The sequence below is a fragment of the Pseudomonas sp. GM74 genome (assembly GCF_000282455.1).
In the GTDB taxonomy this organism is placed as follows: domain Bacteria; phylum Pseudomonadota; class Gammaproteobacteria; order Pseudomonadales; family Pseudomonadaceae; genus Aquipseudomonas.
Genome location: NZ_AKJG01000161.1, coordinates 22,837 through 40,043, shown reverse-complemented (window position 1 = coordinate 40,043; position 17,207 = coordinate 22,837). Strand labels below are relative to the sequence as shown.

Here is a 17,207-nt window from a genome sequence, read left to right as displayed (position 1 = left end):
GGAGCGAGCTTGCTCGCGATGAGGGCATGACATTCAACATTGATGTGTCTGGAACACCGCTATCGCGAGCAAGCTCGCTCCCACAAGGTCGGGTGTGTGGGCTGGAGTCGTGCAAAATGCCGGAGTATCAAAGGGCGTCGTGCAGAATAAAACAGGCCCAATGCCATCACTTTCTACGCAACGGGCTGATTTAAAACCCCTTTTGCCGTAACGGGCCTTGGCCTGATCCCTGCACCCCTTCAGCTACATTCATCAAGCGTCGATTGAAGGGGGATGCATGACCCCAACAAACCGCAGGAAACTGGTGGTCGCCCATTCGGTGCTCGCCGATGCGCCAGAGCACGAAATTGAAACCAACCGTGCACTGGCCCGCTGGCTGGCGCAGATACTGGAGCTCAAGTACGGCGGCAGCTACGACCCGCAGTTGCATGGCGGTCGGGACCTCTACCTGTTGCCGACCCAGACCCTGGTGGGCGCCGCGGCTGCCCGGCAACTGGGGGTCAAGGGACCGGAGGATTTGTGGGGCGGTTATGTCGACCACGACTTCATCTGCACCAAGGCCATCAGCCACGGATTGCTCAACCGCCACGCCCATGCGCCGCCAGGCTGGGCGCCGTTGTTTTCCGAGCGGGTGCGCAGCGTGGTGCTCGACGGTCTCAGCGTGTTCTCCCTGAAGGATGCGCGCCCGGCGGCGGAACAACTGTTGTACACCGGGCCGATCCGCCTGAAACCGATTCATGCCTGCGCCGGACGTGGTCAGGAAGTGATCAAAAACCTCGACGAGTTCGATGAAATTCTGGCCAGGCCCGAGGCTGACGCGACCTTCACCGAAGGTGTGGTGCTGGAGCAGGATCTTGATCAGGTGATTACCCACAGCGTCGGCCAGAGTTTCATCGGCGACAAGGTGCTGAGTTACTGCGGTGATCAATACTTGACCAAAGACGCTGAGGGCGAGGAAGTGTATGGCGGCTCGAACCTGTTGGTGGTGCAGGGCAGCTATGACGATTTACTGAAGCTGGACCTGGCCGATGACGTGCGGATGGCTATCAGGCAGGCGCAGGTGTTCGACAGCGCCGCGGATGAAGCCTATCCGCGTTTCTATGCGTCACGGCGCAACTACGACATCGCTCAGGGCATCGATAGCGACGGCAAACAGCGCAGCGGCGTGCTCGAACAATCCTGGCGCATGGGCGGTGCCAGCAGTGCCGAGGTGGCGGCTTTGCAGAGTTTCGTCAACGATCCGGGGATGCGCGCGATTCGTGTGTCTTCGGTGGAAACCTACATTGATCAGCCGCTGCCGACAGATGCCATCGAGGTGTATCGCGGGCCGGCGCAAAGCAGTGAATTTCTCCTCAAGTACGTAACGGTTAAATCCTATGACGGCTAGAAGCGAATCCATTCAGATCGATATCGATAACGAACAGATGAGCGGGACTTTTCTGAGCCCCAAATCGAAAGTCCCCGGCGTACTTTTTGTGCACGGTTGGGGCGGTAGTCAGGAGCGGGACCTGGAGCGCGCCAAAGGCATCGCCGGTTTGGGGTGTGTATGCCTGACCTTCGACCTGCGCGGGCACACCGGTGGCACCGGCATTCCATTGTCCCGGGTGACCCGGGAGGACAATCTGCGCGACCTGCTGGCAGCCTATGACCGCTTGCTCGCGCACCCGGCCCTCGATACCTCGGCGATTGCCGTGGTCGGCACCAGTTATGGGGGGTATCTGGCCTCGATTCTGACTTCGCTGAGGCCCGTTCGCTGGCTGGCGCTGCGGGTGCCGGCGCTGTATCGCGACGAGCAATGGCACGCGCCGAAACGCGATCTGGACAAGCTGGATTTGCGCGACTACCGAAGCACCCTGGTGTGCGCCGACAGCAATCGTGCCTTGCATGCCTGCTCACAATTCACCGGGGATGTGCTGTTAGTGCAGTCGGAGACCGACGACTACGTGCCCCATGCGACGATCATGAGCTACCGGGCGGCCTGCCAGCAGACTCACTCGCTGACCCACCGCATCATCGACGGTGCCGACCACGCCTTGAGCGACCCGGTTTCCCAGCAGGCCTACACCTCTATCCTTGTCGACTGGATTACCGAGATGGTGGTCGGGGAGCGGTTGAGCATTATTCAATCCCAGTGATTTGCGGTGTGCATGCGGACGCCTTCGCGGGCAAGCCCGCTCCCACAATGTCTGCAGGTGTTCACAAAGAATGTGTTCATCACCGATCAACTGTGGGAGCGGGCTTGCCCGCGAAGGCGTCCGCATGCTCACCCCAAATCATTTGGGTTTTTTGGTAATCCGCAACGCCTTGGCCTTGGCCTCCACCAACAGGTACATCACCAGGGCAATCAATAGCGGCAGGATGAAATAAATCGCCCGATAGGCCAGCAGCCCGGCCACCAGGCTGCCCCGCGAAACCTCGTGTTGCAGCAGCGCCACGAACACCGCCTCGAGCACGCCGAGCCCGGCCGGGATGTGGGTGATGACCCCGGCGATGGCGCTGATCAACAGCACGCCCAGTACCAGTGGATAGTCCAGTTTGCTCGGCAGCAAGGTGAAGATCACCGCGGCCATCAGCGACCAGTTCAGCGCACCGAGGGTCAGTTGCAGCACCGCCATGCGCAAGGACGGGAGGTCGATTTCGATACCGCGAATCGCCCACTCCCGACGTTTGGCAAACCGGCACGCCACCAGGTAGCCGGCGCTCAACAGCAACAACAAGACCCCCACGCCTTGCAGCGCACTGCTGTTGAGCTTCCAGCCCGGCGGCATACGCACCAGCCCGCTGCTGAACACGGCTCCGGCAATGACCATGTAGCCGAACCAGTTGGTCGCCAGGCTCAGGCCAAGGATCTTCGCGATGTTGCTCTTGCTGACCCCTAGCCGCGAATACAGCCGGTAACGCATGGCGATACCGCCGACCCAGGCGCTCAGGTTCAGGTTGAAGGCGTAGCTGATGATCCCCACGGGCAGGATCTGCTTCCAGGTCAGGTTCTGGCGGATGTAGGTGCGGCCGATCAGGTCGAAGCAGGCGTACACCAGAAAACTCACCAGGGTCAGCCCCGACGCAATAATCAGTGTGCGCACCTTGAAGTCAGCCAGGTTATCGAACACTTCGTTCCATTCGAGGCGCTGGGCGAGCATGGTGAACAGCACGATCAGCATCAGGAAAAACAGCATCGTCAGCGGTCGTTTCCAGCGACTCCAGTGCGACTTGCCATCGCTTTTGGCGTGAGTTGCCGTGTCGGGCTCAGCGCGGTTCATGGTCAGCGCTCCCGGTTGGAGGGGGGAAGGGTTTCAGGCGAGGTTTATGCGCCGGCAACCAACCGGCCCATGCCGGGAAATGCCGCAGGAAGTGAAACACCAGAAAACCGATGGTCATGTGCCAGACCCGCCCGCGTGGCGCGATGTCGTGAGACATGGCCTTGCAATGGTTGTCGCTGAGGTCTTCCAGGCGATCGAACAGAACTCGGTTGAAGCCACGGTCGCGGATCAGCACGTTGGCTTCCAGATTCATCGACAGGCTCAACGGGTCGAGGTTGCTCGAGCCAACGGTGCTCCAGTCCTCATCCACCAGTGCGACCTTGCCGTGCAGCGGGCGGTCGCAATACTCGTAGATCTTCACCCCGGATTTGAGCAAGTAATCGTAGGTCATACGCGCCGCGAGCCTTGCCACCCGCATGTCTGGCTGGCCCTGCAGGATCAGCCGCACATCCACGCCTCGGCGGGCCGCGTTGCGGATCTCGCGCAGCAAACGGAAACCGGGAAAGAAGTAGGCGTTGGCGATCACCACCCGGCGCTGCGCCTGGCGCAATACATGGCGGTAAACTTCCTCGATGTCGGTCTGGTGTTCCCCATTGTCGCGGTACACCAGCCGCACCTGGCCATCGTGGTCGTTGAAGGCCAGTTCCGAGCGCCGCTGCCGACGGTGTTGCCACCAGTATTTGGCGTGCGCCGGGCGACCGCATTGCAGCAGGGCAAAGTGATGGATATCGGCCACGGCCGGGCCTTGCACTTCTACGGAATAATCCTGTTTGGCCTCGGGGCCGAAATCGGCCAGATGATCGGCGGAAAAGTTGATCCCGCCGACGAACGCTACGGTGCCATCGACCACCACAATCTTGCGGTGCAGGCGCCGGAACCAGTTGGTGCGGATGCCCAGGCGCTTCGGTGCCGGGTCGAACATTTGCAGATGCACACCGGCGGCGGTCAGGGCGGTGAGAAACCCGGTACTCAGTTCGCCGCAGCCAAAGCCGTCGAGGCTGACGGTGGTGCGCACGCCGCGTTGAGCGGCTTCGATCAGGATCTGTTGCAGCTCATTGCCGACCTTGTCCTCGAACACGATGAAGGTTTCCAGCAGGATTTCACTTTGCGCCCGGCGCAGGGCTTCAAACACCCGGGGAAAGTACGCCTCGCCATTTTCCAGCAACTCGACCCGATTGCTGCCTTGCCAGCCATATTCGACATCGACCGCTGTCGGCTCGAAGGTGGGCGGAGCGGGGATGTGTTCCAGCGTGTTTTTTTCCATCGACTGGCTGCTCATAGCTCGATCTCCACCGACAGCGGAGCGTGGTCGGAAAGGTGCGACCAGGGCCGGGAGGTCAGCACTTGCGGATGGCTGGCCTTGAGGTTGCGTACGTAGATGCGGTCCAGGCGCAGTGCCGGCCAGCGCGCGGGGAAACTGCGCGCCGGTTTGCCATGATGCGCGGCGAAGACTTCGCGTAAACCGCTGGGCTTGAGCAATGCATCGGCGCGCTGGCGCCAATCGTTGAAGTCCCCGGCGACAATCACCGGGGCGTCTCCCGGCAGGACGTCCAGGCGCTGGGCGAGCAGCTTCAGTTGCGCGGTGCGATGGGTTTCGAGCAACCCCAGGTGTACGCAAATGGCATGCACTTCCTGGCCGTCGCCGGGCAAGCGCAACACGCAATGCAAGAGCCCGCGGTTCTCGTGACCGCTGAAGGACACGTCGAGGTTGTCGTGGCGGATGATCTGGAACTTCGACAACAACGCATTGCCGTGATCGCCCGCCGGATACACTGCATTGCGGCCATAGGCGAACTGCGGCCACAGGCTGTCGGCGAGGAACTCGTATTGCGGCATCGCCGGCCAGTTGGTGTAGCGCCTGGGATGCTGTTCGTGAGTGCCGTGGACTTCCTGCAAAAACACCACATCGGCAGACACACTGCGCACTGCTTCACGCAGTTCCGGCAGGATGAAACGCCGGTTCAACGCGGTGAAGCCTTTATGGGTGTTGACCGTCAGCACGGTGAAACGACAAGTGACGGACGAACCCTGTACCCGCATCTCGGTTGCGTTTGAGTGTGCGGGAATATCGGTGTGATTCGCTGTCATGTCGCCTCCCGCCTGACGGCTCCTGTCATTGGATGACCCTGAGGCAGCGGCGAAAGTTTCGATGGGGCTACAGACGGTACCCGACTTGAACTCACATCCATCCAGTGTGGGAGCGGCGGTGCGCCGCTCCCACAGGGTTTATCAGTGGCCGGCGATAATGCGGGCAGAGCCTTCAGCCGGTTCGGCGAACACCGGGCCGAGGCGATCAAGACGTCCACTCCACGCGGTCAATGCCAGCGCCACCAACACCACCAGGCCACCGATCCATGCGGTATGAATCAACCCCATGTGGGCGACGATCAGGCCGCCGCCCCAGGCGCCACCAGCAATGCCGAGGTTGAATGCCGCGATGTTCAGGCCGGACGCCACGTCCACCGCCTGCGGGGTGTGATGCTCGGCCTGACGCACCACATACACCTGCAACCCCGGCACGTTGCCGAATGCCACCGCCCCCCAGACCAGCACGGTGGCCAGCGCCAGCCACGGATTGCCGGCAGTGAAGGTCAGCACGAACAACACGGCGGCGAGCAGGGCAAAGATGATTTTAAGGGCGTTGATCGGGCCGCGCTTGTCCGCGAGCTTGCCGCCCCAGATGTTGCCGACGGCCACGGAGATACCGTAGACCAGCAGCACCAGGCTAACGGTGCCGGCGCTGAAGCCGGAGAGGTCCTGAAGAATCGGCGCGAGGAAGGTGAAGGCAATGAACGAGCCGCCGTAGCCGACGGCCGTCATGGCATACACCAGCAGCAGGCGCGGTTGCTTGAGCACCTGCAATTGCTGCAACAACGATGCGGGTTTGCTGTGGGCGATATTTTTCGGCACGTAGATCAGGCTGCCGATGAAGGCGATCACGCCCAGGACCGAAACGGCAAGGAAGGTTTCACGCCAGCCGAAATGCTGGCCGATGAATGTCCCCAGCGGCACGCCTGTGACCAGCGCCACGGTCAGGCCGGTGAACATGATGGCAATCGCGCTGGCGGCTTTTTCCTTCGGCACTAGACTGGTGGCGATGGTCGAGCCGATCGAGAAAAACACCCCGTGGGCCAGGCCGGTGACGATCCGTGCGAGGATCAGCGACTCGTAACCTGGTGCTTGCCACGCCAGCAGGTTGCCGAGGGTGAACAGCACCATCAGCGACAACAGCAGCAACTTGCGCGGAACCTTGCCGGTGAGGGCGGTCAGCACCGGGGCGCCGACGGCGACGCCAAGGGCATACAGGCTGACCAGCAGGCCGGCGGACGGCAGGCTGACGCCGAGGTCGGCGCCAATAGTGGGTAACAGGCCAACGATGACGAACTCTGTCGTCCCGATGGCAAAGGCGCTGAGGGTCAGCGCGAGCAAGGCAATGGGCATGGCTGCAACTCCGGTGGATTCATTCGATGGAGCGCAGTGTCGGGGTTTGGGTTGTGCGGAAAAATACAGGGAAGGACATTTGATATTTGCCCTGAGCGCAAAGATCGCGAGCGCGGGTGTTAGTCTGTGGCGAGGGAGCCATATCCGAACTTGCCCGGCATTTCTCGATCAGTTCCATACAGACACAGCCAAAGGAGCGGATGCTTTGATCAGGCTCAAGACCGCGATACTGCTGGGAGCGTTGCTGTTTGTGGGCAGCGGGCAACTGGAAGCCGCCGCGATACCGGGGCTGCCCGCCACCGCGACCGCAGCAACTCCGCCGGCCCACCCCGAACCGCTGGTGCAAGGCGGGTTACTGGGGGCCATCAGTACAAGCATCGACGAGGTCCAGACCAAACTCGATCTCAACGAAAACCTCGTCGACGTCTGGCGCCTGCGTGCCGATCTCGCGGTCGATGAAGTGGATCAGTTGGTCAATCAGCCGTCGGCCCGTTCGCCCTGGAGCGTCGCCGGCGATTTCCTGCTGCTGACCTGCGTGTGGACGGTGGTGTTTGCCTGTCTTTGGCTGCTCGGGCGGATGGTCTCCAGGCGGCTGTGCGAGCATCGTCTGCTGCTTAGTCGTGAACGGGGCCAGGCGTTGCTCAGATACGTGCTGCCCTACACCTTTGCGGCGGTGATCAGTCTGCCGTTGACGATTTATGCCAGCCAGTTTTTGCCGATATCGGCGGGACGGGCGCTGGCACTGTGTCTGGCTTATGCCGCCAGCGCGGGGATATTTTCCGCATCATTGGTGCTGTCGCTGGTGGTGGTGTTCAATGCCGGGCACAAGCGGCGGGCGGTGCAGATCATCCGCGAGAAAAGTCCCCGGCCGTTGTTCGTTATCGGCTTTCTGGTGGCATTGAGCGACGCCCTGACCAGCCCGCAGATCGCCCATCAACTGGGCAGCAACCTCACCAGCAGCATCGCCGTGTTCACCGGGTTGGCAGCGTCGATGTCCTTCGGCTTGCTGGTGATCCGCATGCGCCGCCCGGTCGCTCACGTGATCCGCATCCTGCCGCTGGCCCAGCGCCAAAGTCAGCCGGCGTTGCGTGAAACCCTGCGGATATTTTCCGGGCTCTGGTACTGGCCGATTCTGTTGATGGTACTGGTTTCGATCATCAATCTGATCGGTGCCGGGGCGGACAACCAGAGAGTGCTGCGCAGCGCCTTGTTCACCACGGTGCTGCTGATTGCCACGGTGTTTCTCAGCACCACGCTGCACCATTTGTTCAAGGCCCGCAGCGAAGCGGACCTGCGCCGCAGCGGCGCCTACAAGGAACGTTTTCTCAACCTGTCCCATGCCTTGCTGCGCATCGGCATGGCCATCGTGTTCATCGATATCCTCGGGCGAATCTGGGGCGTGTCGCTGTTCGAATTCGCGGTGAGCAATGCCGTGGGCCGGGCGATCAGTGATTCCCTGAGCCACATCGGTCTGATCCTGCTGGTGACCTGGATGGTCTGGGTGGTGCTCGACACGGCGATACAGGAAGCTCTGAAACCACCGACCAACAAGCGCTCGGCGCGCCAGCCGAGTACGCGGGTGAAAACCATCCTGCCGCTGTTGCGCAATGCGATCAAAATCATCCTGGTGGTGATTTGCGCGATCACCACAATGGCCAACCTCGGGATCAACGTCGCGCCGTTCCTGGCCGGTGCCGGGGTCATCGGCCTGGCGATCGGTTTCGGTTCCCAGCAACTGGTGCAGGACGTGATTACCGGGCTGTTCATCATCATCGAAGACACCTTGTCCATCGGTGACTGGGTGGTGCTCGATTCCGGTCATGCAGGCACGGTCGAAGGCCTGACCATCCGCACCTTGCGCCTGCGCGATGGCAAGGGCTTCGTACACTCGGTGCCGTTCGGGCAGATCAAGGCCGTGACCAACCAATCGCGGCAATTCGCCTATGCGTTTTTCTCGGTGCAATTGACCTACGACACCGATGTCGACAAGGCCATCGAACTGATCCGCGAGGCGGGGCATTCCATCAGCAACGACCCGTTCCTGCGCTACAACCTGCAAGGGCCGCTGGATGTGTTTGGTGTCGACAAGATGGACCTCAACGGTGTGGTGCTGACCGCGCAATTCCGCACGGTGTCCGGGGGGCAATACGCGGTGAGCCGGGCCTTCAACCAGCGTTTGAAAAAGCTTGTGGATAACTGCCCGTGGGTGCATTTCGCGCAGACTTATCCACAGCAGGCGCTGGTGCCGCGGCATCCGGTCGAGCCGCCAGTCGAGGCAGGGCATGAGCCGGATCATTCAGCGGTGCTGATGCCGGGTCGGCCGCGGTCTCAATAGTCAGTTTTGTAATTGAGGTTTTCAGTGGCTGGTCTGGCCCCATCGCGAGCAAGCTCGCTCCCACAGTGATCTCTGTTGTGCCAAAATTTGTATTCACAGAAAATCCCCTGTGGGAGCGAGCTTGCTCGCGATGGGGCCGGTCCAGACGACATTAATGCCGGATAAGCTTACTGCGCACTTCAGCCATCGCCTGTTCATTCAGCTCCAACCAGAACTGCTGCTTGCCGGCAATCTCGGCAGCAACCGGCAACCCGTCCCGATACACCAGCCGATTGCTCGCCAGCGCCGGGACTTTCGCGCCGGGCAATAGCGTACCGGCGAGGTTCAGCGGATCGACCCCGCACACCGCGACCAGGCTGCCGTCATGGGGTCGACGCCGGACCTCGCGCAACAAGGGGATCGCCTCGGGCAGGGCGAATTGCTCGCCCGCCAGGCCACTGACAAACCGCCCGCCGCGAATCTCGCCCCGCGCCTCCAGGCGATGGAACGTACGCAGCAGTTCGCGCCAGCTCGGCAACCAGTCTGCCTCACGCTCCAGCAAGCGCCAGAACACCACGCCGTAGCGGCGCAGCAAGGTCATGGCGATGTGTTCAAGGGTTTCGGCAGGCATCCGCTGGTTTTGCACCACCGGCGCGGCCGGCGCGCGTCGCAACAGGGCCCAGCGCCCGGCGTCGTCCATGCCACCGATGAATGCCCCGCGTCCACGCCGGCTGTTGCGCGGCTGGCGCTTGCTGGCCGGGGTGATCAGTGCGCGCAATCCGGCGAAGCTGTCGGCATTCACCAGCCCCGCGCCCACCAGTTCCTGCAGGGCGATCTCCAGCTCTGAACGCAGCAGGTGGGCCTCATGGATCAGTTCGTCGAAAAACAGCGCGCCATGCTGGCTGAGGGCGGCGTGGACCTTTTGTGTTTTCGGCGACAGTTCGCTGACCGGCGTCTGTTCGGTCAAGCCGCTCCAGAGGCCGACCCGGTTGCGCGGCAGCAACACAATCGGCGTGCTGCGCAGGGCGGTGCTGGCGCTTTTGTTGTGCGCAGTCAGGCGCGTCCACACCAGTCTGCCACTGCGGCACAGTTCATCGAGCCAGGTCGCCGAGTAGTCCTTGATTCGCGCTGGCAGGATGTCGCTGTCCCAGGCTGAAGCGGCGGCGGGGTAGCCTTCGAATTGCGCAATAACGGCTGGCAATGCTGCCGCGCCCTGGACCTGGCTCGCGCTCGACACATGCTGCCAGTCGAACAGGAATCGCATGAAGTCCTGCAATGCCACCGGTTCGATTTCCCGGCGCAGGCGCTTGACCGTATAGCGGTGAATCCGCGCCAGCAAATGCCGCTCGCACCATTCTTCCTGGGTGGTGCCCGGGGTGAAGCGGCCGCGCAGCACGTAGCCCTCGCGTTCCAGTTGCGCCAGGGCCTGGTTGACCTGCGCAGCGGGCAAGCCGAGTGGTTCGGCAATACGATCGAGCGCCAGCGGCCCGAAGGCGCTAAGCCGTGCGCGGATCAGTTCGAGGACGGCTTCGTCGGGTTCCCAGGCTTCATCGAAGTCCGGCAGCGCTTGCAGGGCGGGCGTCAATTCGGCCTGTGGATAAGTCGTCCGCAGGCAGGTCAGGCGCTCCAGCGCCAGCCACAGCGATTGCCCTGCGTTGATCTGCAAACGGCCTGCACGTCCGCTGTCGGTCAGGGTATTGAGCCAGTCGGGCCACTGCGGATTGGCACCGGCTTCGGCATCGGTGATGCACGCCAGGCCCATCAAGGCCTCGTGCATTTCATCGACACCGCAGGGCGCTGGCCAGGCTTCGTCGCGTACAGCGGCAATCGCCTCGGCGTCCAGGGCACCGAGGTCGTCGGTGGATTGCGGGTCGCTCCAGCGGCGGTTGAGCACGGCCTGGGTGCGGCGTTCTTCCAGTGGTGCATCGTCGAGAAAGGTATAGGGCCGGGCGCTGAGTATCTCCGCCGCCAGCGGCGAAGGCGCCGGCAAGTCGCGGCTGATCAGGCGAATGTCGCCGCGTTCCATGCGCCGTAACAAGGCCAGCCAGCCTTCCGTATCCATGGCTTCGTGCAGGCAATCGTCGAGGGTCTGTTCCACCAGCGGATGGTCGGGAATTTCCCGTTCGCCGGCGAGGTTTTCCACGCAGGCAATCTGATCGGGAAACACGCTGGCGATCAGGTCTTCGCTTTTCATCCGCTGAATCTGTGGCGGGACTTTACGCCCACCGCTGTAGCGCGGCAGGGCCAGGGCCACGCTGGCATTCCAGCGCCAGCGCACGCCGAACAGCGGCGCGTCGAGCACGGCCTGGATCAGGATGTGTTCGGCGCTGTTGCTGTGCAGGTAGCGCCAGACGTCGTCCAGTTCAAAGCTGTGGCTGGTGGACAGCGATAGCACGATGGCGTCTTCGCTGGCGGCGGCCTGCAGTTCGAAGTTGAAGGTGCGACAGAAACGCTTGCGCAGGGCCAGGCCCCAGGCGCGGTTGATGCGGCTGCCGAACGGCGTGTGAATGACCAGTTGGGTGCCGCCGGACTCGTCGAAAAAGCGCTCCATCAGCAGCGTGTCTTGGGATGGCAGGGCGCCCAGCGTCTGTCGCGCTCGGGCCAGGTAATCCACCAGTTGTTCGGCGCTGGCGAGGTTCAGGCCCAGGGTCTCGGTCAGCCAGTCGAGCGCTGGCTGCAAGTTGCCTGGCGCGGCACCCAGCAGGTCGTCAAGTTGCGCCTGCAAGCGCGCCACCGCCGCAGACAATTCGGCGCTGCGCCCCGGTGCTTCACCGAGCCAGAACGGAATGGTCGGCGGCTGGCCCTGGGCGTCCTCGACCCGAACCTTACCGGTTTCCACCCGCAGGATCCGATAGGACGTATTGCCCAACTGGAAGATATCCCCGGCAATGCTTTCCACCGCAAAGTCTTCGTTGATGGTGCCGATGTTCAGCCCTTGAGGCTCCAGCAGCACGCTGTAGTCGGCGTTGTCCGGAATGGTCCCGCCACTGGTCACCGCCGTCAGTTTCGCGCCCCGGCGGCCGCGCAGGGTGCGGCTCACGGCGTCGCGATGCAGGTAGGCGCTACGGATGCCCTGACGCCCGTTGTAACCTTCGGCGAGCATGTGCAGCAGTGCCTGATAGTGTTTGTCGTCGAGTGCGGCGTAGGGCGAGGCGCGGCGCAGCATCTCCAGCAGCGCTTGCTCCGGCCACTCCTGACAACTGACTTCGGCGATGATCTGCTGCGCCAGTACGTCCAGCGGCGCTTGCGGGATCAGCAAGGTATCGAGTTCGCCCCGGCGCACGCAGTCGAGCAGCGCGGCGCATTCGATCAGGTCGTCGCGGGTGGTGGCAAACAAACGGCCCTTGGGCGTGCCGCCGACCTGGTGCCCGGAACGGCCGACCCGTTGCAGAAACCCGGCAATCGAACGCGGCGAGGCGATCTGGCAGACCAGGTCGACGTCGCCGATGTCGATCCCCAGTTCCAGCGACGCCGTGGCGATCAGCACTTGCAGGTCGCCGCGCTTGAGTCGCTGCTCGGCGTCCAGGCGAAACTCCTTGGCCAGGCTGCCGTGGTGCGCCGCCACGGCATCCTTGCCCAGGCGCTCGCTCAGGTGCCGGCTCAGGCGTTCGGCCAGGCGCCGGGTGTTGACGAAAATCAGCGTGGTCCGGTGCTCCCGGGCGAGGGCGGCGAGGCGGTCGTACACCAGTTCCCAGACATCGTTGGCCATCACGGCCGATAGCGGCACGGGCGGCACTTCGATGTCCAGGTCGCGGGGGCGGGCGTGGCCGATGTCGACGATCTCGCACGGGCGGTCGTGACCGGCCAGGAAGCGCGAGACGGCTTCGATGGGTTTTTGCGTGGCCGACAGACCAATGCGCAGCAGCGGCTCCGGGCAGAGGGCTTGCAGGCGTTCAAGGCTCAGTGCCAGATGGCTGCCGCGCTTGCTGGCGGCCATGGCGTGGATTTCGTCGACGATCACCGTTTGCGCCGTGCCGAGCATCTGCCTGCCCGAGTCGGAACCGAGCAGCACATACAGGGATTCCGGCGTGGTCACCAGTATGTGCGGCGCCGTTTTGCGCATCGCCGAACGGTCTTTTTGCGGTGTGTCACCGGTGCGAACGGCGGTGGTGATCTGCAATGGCGGCAGGCCCATCACGCGCAATTGCCCGGTAATGCCGGCCAGCGGGTTTTGCAGGTTGATCCGGATGTCGTTGGACAGCGCCTTGAGGGGCGAGACGTAGACCACCAGGGTGGCGTCGGGCAAGCCTTCGGGGCTTTCCAGGCCGCGGTGCACCAGGTCGTCGATGACGGCGAGAAAGGCGGTGAGGGTCTTGCCGGAACCGGTGGGCGCGGCGACCAGGGTCGAGCGGCGCTGGCGGATCAACGGCCACGCCCGGGCCTGGGCGGCGGTGACCGCCGGGAACGTGTGGCTGAACCAGGCGCTGACGGCAGGGTGGAAGCCGCTCAGGGCACTGTCTGCGGGAATGGGCAGGTTCATGCAGCAAGTTATGCGGGTGGGGGCTGAAGATGCAAGTACCGCTCGGGATCTCTAGTGGTCTTCAGGGCCACTTCGCGGGCAAGCCCGCTCCCACAGGGGATAGGCGGTGTACCCACATCCAGTGTGGGAGCGGGCTTGCCCGCGAAGGGGCCAGTAGCAGCACCGCAAAAGTCGGACATCTACACTTTACGGATGACGGTTGCGCTCTAAACCCGCAAAATGCAACGATTCCGGCAATTACCAATGACATCGCCTGGGGGCGGTGTCGATAAAGCCATTGTTTCAATCAGACTGGGCCTGCTGACTCTATGCGAATGCGCCTTATGTTACTGGGCGGCGGAAATGCCCTTGGGCAGGCGCTGATTCGCCTCGGTGCGGAGGAAGACATCGGTTTCCTCGCTCCCCGCCCGCCCGAAGACGGCTGGGATGCCGCGAGCCTGACACAACTGCTCGACGACACCCGTCCCGATGCATTGATCAACCTTGCCTACTACTTCGACTGGTTTCAGGCCGAGGCAGTGAGCGAGTCGCGCCTGGCCGGCCAGGAACGCGCGATCGAGCGTCTGGCGGAGCTGTGCCAGCACCACAACATCGTGCTGCTGCAACCCTCCAGCTATCGCGTGTTCGACGGCTCCCGAGCCACGGCCTACAGCGAAAAAGACGAACCGGTGCCCCTGGGCTTGCGGGGTCAGGCCTTGTGGCGGATCGAGCAAAGCGTGCGCGCCACCTGCCCGCAACACGTGCTGCTGCGTTTCGGCTGGCTGCTGGACGACAGCCCGGATGGCGCCCTTGGCCGCTTCCTCGCCCGTGCCGAACAACCCGAAGAGCTGCTGATGGCCGACGACCGGCGCGGCAATCCGACGCCGGTCGACGATGCCGCCCGTGTGATCATTTCTGTGCTCAAGCAACTCGATTGCGCCGCGCCGCTGTGGGGCACCTACCACTACGCCGGGCATGAGGCCACCACGCCGCTGGCGCTGGGGCAGGCGATTCTGACCGAAGCCCGCAGCCTGCATCCGCTGGCCATCGAAGCTCCGACCGCCCAGGCCCACGCCGCGCGTCCGGATGCTGCGGAAGAGCCGCAACACGCGGTACTGGCCTGCAAAAAAATTCTGCACACCTTCGGGATCAAACCACGCGCCTGGCGTGCGGCGCTTCCCGGTCTACTGGACAGGTTCTATCGCCATGGCTGACGGCCCCGTTTTGATTACCGGTGGTGCCGGTTTCATTGGTTCACACCTGACTGACGCCTTGCTCGCCAAGGGCCATGCAGTGCGGATTCTCGATGACCTGTCCACCGGCAAGCGCAGTAATCTGCCGCTGGACAATCCCAGAGTCGAACTGATCGTCGGCGACGTGGCCGATGCGGCTGTGGTCGCCCAGGCAATGGCCGGTTGCAGCGCCGTGGCGCACCTGGCTGCCGTGGCGTCGGTACAGGCCTCGGTGGACGATCCGGTGCGCACGCACCAGAGCAATTTCATCGGCACGCTGAACGTCTGCGAAGCCATGCGCCAGGCTGGGGTCAAGCGCGTGCTGTTTGCCTCCAGCGCGGCGGTGTATGGCAACAATGGCGAGGGCGAGTCGATCGACGAAGACACGCCAAAGGCGCCGCTGACGCCGTATGCGGTGGACAAACTGGCCAGCGAGCAGTACTTCGATTTCTACCGTCGCCAGCATGGGCTGGAGCCGGTGATTTTCCGCTTCTTCAACATCTTCGGACCACGCCAGGATCCGTCCTCGCCGTACTCCGGGGTGATCAGCATTTTCAGCGAGCGCGCACTGAAGGGCTTGCCGATCACCGTGTTCGGCGATGGTGAGCAGACCCGGGATTTTGTCTACGTCGAAGACCTGGTCGACTTGCTGGTGCAGGCCATCGAGAAGCCCCTGGCCGAGGTCGGTGCGGTCAACGTTGGCTGGAACCAGGCGACGACCCTCAAGCAAATGCTCGAAGCGCTTGAGGCCGTGGTCGGCAAGCTGCCGCCGGTAAGCTACGGCCCGGCGCGCTCCGGTGACATCCGCCATTCCCGGGCGAACAACCGGCGTCTGCTGGAGCGCTTCACTACCACAGGGCAGACACCGATGCGTGTGGGGCTGGCGCGGTTACTGGGGCGCTGAGATTCTTGCAGCCACAAAAAAGGCGTCCATCAAGGACGCCTTTTTTGTGGCCGGAATTTGCTTTGACAGCTTATGTAATTCCTGTGGCCAGGTTCACCACCACGTGAACATTCTTCCAGCGATGTCGCTTAGAACTTGTAGCCCAGGCCAACCATGTAGATGAACGGGTCTACATCGACGTCCACACGTGCCCGGGTACCTGGGGCAATCGAGTTGTTCTCGACAGTGGCGCGGGTATCGATGTCGATGTAGCGCACCTGGGCGTTGATCATGATGTTGTCGGTCAGCATGTAGTCCGCACCGACCTGCCAGGCCAGGCCCCAGGAGTTTTCCGCCTTGAAGTTGCTGAAACCGGCGGACTGCGCCTGGCTGCCTACGTGTTCGTCGTAGATATAGGTGTAGTTGATGCCGCCGCCGACGTACGGCTGGAAGGCCGACTTCGGGTCCAGCGGGTAGTACACCAGGCTCAAGGTCGGCGGCAGGTGCTTGAGGGTGCCGAGTTTGCCGTTGGCCGCGCTCAGGGCCGTGCCCTTGAGTTTCACGTCATGCTCGAACGGTGTGGCTGCCAGCAGTTCGATACCCAGGTGATTGGTGAGCATGTAGGCGAAGTTCAAGCCCAGTTGCGTGTCGCTGCTCATGGTCGCCTTGCCACCCAGGTCGGCGCCCGCCAGCGGGCCTTGATCAACCTTGACGCTGGAGCTGTCGGCTTCCGGGTTGACGGTGATTGCACCGGCGCGAAGGAGAATGTCGCCGGCCTCGAAGGCGTGGGCGAGCGGGGCTGCGAGCGCGAGGGCAACCAGCGAAGCGCTGAGCATGGACTTGTTCATGGGGGCTCCAGAGGACGTTAAAAGTGTTCGATGTCCAATGGTAAGCCGGCTAACTATTCGGTCTTTTGATGCAGCTCAATGAAAGTGGGAAGGGCGTGATTTTTGTGGTGTTTTTGATGGCCCCTTCGCGAGCAAGCCCGCTCCCACAAGGAGTTGCGCGCTGCTGAAGATTTTTGTTTCAACATTGCACCTGTGGGAGCGGGCTTGCCCGCGATGGCGATTGTGTTGGCGACAAGGAAACTCCGGATTCACTCCGGCAATTCATACAGGTAAATCTTGTCCGCCTCCATCTGATACCCGGCATCCGCCAGTTCGCTGGTGGACGCCTTGACCTGCAATGCGCCCTCGATCCAGTACGGCTGATACAACTCGTCGAGCTTCACGCCGACTTCGCTTTTGACGTGCACGATCTGGTTCGACGGCGGTGGCGGCACATGGATGCAGGCGCCGAAATAGGGCACCAGCAGAAACTCCGTGGTGCGGCCTTCCTCGCTCACCTCCAGGGGCACAATGTATCCCGGCAGTCGAATGCTCTGGCCATCGAGGGTCTTGACCACCGGTGCGTTGGGCATGTCCTGCTTTGCTGCTGGCGCCGACTCTGCCGAGAGCGTGCTGCTCATCTGCGACAGATCGTGCAGCGGCGTCATGTTCGGCACTTCTTTCGGCGCGTCGGGCGGGATCATCTCCGACCAGGTCAGGTCTTTTGGCTGGGCCGCCCACAGGGGCAGGGCGACCAGCATCAACAGCGCAAGTACAGCGCGGGGCATTTT

General features: G+C 62.7%; 12 protein-coding genes. 5 read left to right on the top strand and 7 right to left on the bottom strand.

Annotated elements, in window-relative coordinates:
• Positions 1-277 precede the first annotated feature (277 nt).
• Positions 278-1,387 carry a DUF3182 family protein gene (locus PMI34_RS01795; protein ID WP_008053860.1) on the top strand — a complete coding sequence of 370 codons (1,110 nt, stop codon included), beginning with the start codon at positions 278-280 and terminating at the stop codon, positions 1,385-1,387.
• Positions 1,377-2,135 carry an alpha/beta hydrolase family protein gene (locus PMI34_RS01800; protein WP_008053859.1) on the top strand — a complete coding sequence of 253 codons (759 nt, stop codon included), beginning with the start codon at positions 1,377-1,379 and terminating at the stop codon, positions 2,133-2,135. Before PMI34_RS01795 ends, PMI34_RS01800 begins: the two co-directional genes overlap by 11 nt.
• A 138-nt stretch (positions 2,136-2,273) precedes the next feature.
• Here PMI34_RS01800 and PMI34_RS01805 read toward each other — a convergent pair whose 3' ends face one another.
• The 4 genes from PMI34_RS01805 to PMI34_RS01820 form a co-directional block, all read right to left on the bottom strand.
• Positions 2,274-3,260 carry a lysylphosphatidylglycerol synthase domain-containing protein gene (locus PMI34_RS01805; RefSeq protein ID WP_008053858.1) on the bottom strand — a complete coding sequence of 329 codons (987 nt, stop codon included), beginning with the start codon at positions 3,258-3,260 and terminating at the stop codon, positions 2,274-2,276.
• A complete protein-coding gene (gene clsB, locus PMI34_RS01810) occupies positions 3,247-4,539 on the bottom strand; it encodes a cardiolipin synthase ClsB (protein WP_008053857.1) in 1,293 nt (430 codons plus the stop codon). Before clsB ends, PMI34_RS01805 begins: the two co-directional genes overlap by 14 nt.
• Positions 4,536-5,300: an endonuclease/exonuclease/phosphatase family protein gene (locus PMI34_RS01815; protein WP_032829929.1), complete on the bottom strand. Its 765-nt coding sequence runs from the start codon at positions 5,298-5,300 to the stop codon at positions 4,536-4,538. The genes clsB and PMI34_RS01815 overlap by 4 nt, the downstream gene beginning before the upstream one ends.
• Positions 5,301-5,489: 189 nt before the next feature.
• Positions 5,490-6,701 carry an MFS transporter gene (locus tag PMI34_RS01820; RefSeq protein ID WP_008053855.1) on the bottom strand — a complete coding sequence of 404 codons (1,212 nt, stop codon included), beginning with the start codon at positions 6,699-6,701 and terminating at the stop codon, positions 5,490-5,492.
• A 205-nt stretch (positions 6,702-6,906) separates the two neighbouring features.
• On the opposite strand from PMI34_RS01820, the gene PMI34_RS01825 reads away from it, so the two are divergent.
• On the top strand, positions 6,907-9,036 hold the full coding sequence (locus PMI34_RS01825; RefSeq protein ID WP_008053854.1) for a mechanosensitive ion channel family protein: 2,130 nt from the start codon (positions 6,907-6,909) through the stop codon (positions 9,034-9,036).
• A 151-nt stretch (positions 9,037-9,187) separates the two neighbouring features.
• Here the strand turns inward: PMI34_RS01825 and PMI34_RS01830 are convergent, their stop codons facing one another.
• Entirely contained in the window at positions 9,188-13,495 is a 4,308-nt protein-coding gene (locus PMI34_RS01830; RefSeq protein WP_008053853.1) for a DNA glycosylase AlkZ-like family protein, read from the bottom strand.
• Positions 13,496-13,803: 308 nt separating this feature from the next.
• Here PMI34_RS01830 and PMI34_RS01835 point away from each other — a divergent pair, with 308 nt between their 5' ends.
• Complete coding sequence (locus PMI34_RS01835; protein WP_008053852.1) at positions 13,804-14,688, top strand: sugar nucleotide-binding protein; 885 nt, start codon at positions 13,804-13,806, stop codon at positions 14,686-14,688.
• Positions 14,681-15,610: an NAD-dependent epimerase/dehydratase family protein gene (locus PMI34_RS01840; RefSeq protein ID WP_008053851.1), complete on the top strand. Its 930-nt coding sequence runs from the start codon at positions 14,681-14,683 to the stop codon at positions 15,608-15,610. The genes PMI34_RS01835 and PMI34_RS01840 overlap by 8 nt, the downstream gene beginning before the upstream one ends.
• 128 nt (positions 15,611-15,738) lie before the next feature.
• On the opposite strand, the gene PMI34_RS01845 is transcribed toward PMI34_RS01840, so the two are convergent.
• Positions 15,739-16,437: an OmpW/AlkL family protein gene (locus PMI34_RS01845; RefSeq protein ID WP_008053850.1), complete on the bottom strand. Its 699-nt coding sequence runs from the start codon at positions 16,435-16,437 to the stop codon at positions 15,739-15,741.
• 248 nt (positions 16,438-16,685) lie between these two features.
• The gene (locus tag PMI34_RS01850) at positions 16,686-17,204 is read right to left on the bottom strand and encodes a DUF3299 domain-containing protein (protein ID WP_008053849.1); all 519 of its coding nucleotides are present in this window, start codon (positions 17,202-17,204) and stop codon (positions 16,686-16,688) included.
• Positions 17,205-17,207 lie beyond the last annotated feature (3 nt).

Coding starts and splice junctions, on each gene's coding strand:
- PMI34_RS01845 (WP_008053850.1), bottom strand. CDS start 16,437: ATGAACAAGTCCATGCTCAGCGCTTCGCTGGTTGCCCTCGCGCTCGCA.
- PMI34_RS01815 (WP_032829929.1), bottom strand. CDS start 5,300: ATGCGGGTACAGGGTTCGTCCGTCACTTGTCGTTTCACCGTGCTGACG.
- PMI34_RS01805 (WP_008053858.1), bottom strand. CDS start 3,260: ATGAACCGCGCTGAGCCCGACACGGCAACTCACGCCAAAAGCGATGGC.
- PMI34_RS01840 (WP_008053851.1), top strand. CDS start 14,681: ATGGCTGACGGCCCCGTTTTGATTACCGGTGGTGCCGGTTTCATTGGT.
- PMI34_RS01795 (WP_008053860.1), top strand. CDS start 278: ATGACCCCAACAAACCGCAGGAAACTGGTGGTCGCCCATTCGGTGCTC.
- clsB (WP_008053857.1), bottom strand. CDS start 4,539: ATGAGCAGCCAGTCGATGGAAAAAAACACGCTGGAACACATCCCCGCT.
- PMI34_RS01830 (WP_008053853.1), bottom strand. CDS start 13,495: ATGAACCTGCCCATTCCCGCAGACAGTGCCCTGAGCGGCTTCCACCCT.
- PMI34_RS01850 (WP_008053849.1), bottom strand. CDS start 17,204: ATGCCCCGCGCTGTACTTGCGCTGTTGATGCTGGTCGCCCTGCCCCTG.
- PMI34_RS01820 (WP_008053855.1), bottom strand. CDS start 6,701: ATGCCCATTGCCTTGCTCGCGCTGACCCTCAGCGCCTTTGCCATCGGG.
- PMI34_RS01835 (WP_008053852.1), top strand. CDS start 13,804: ATGCGAATGCGCCTTATGTTACTGGGCGGCGGAAATGCCCTTGGGCAG.
- PMI34_RS01800 (WP_008053859.1), top strand. CDS start 1,377: ATGACGGCTAGAAGCGAATCCATTCAGATCGATATCGATAACGAACAG.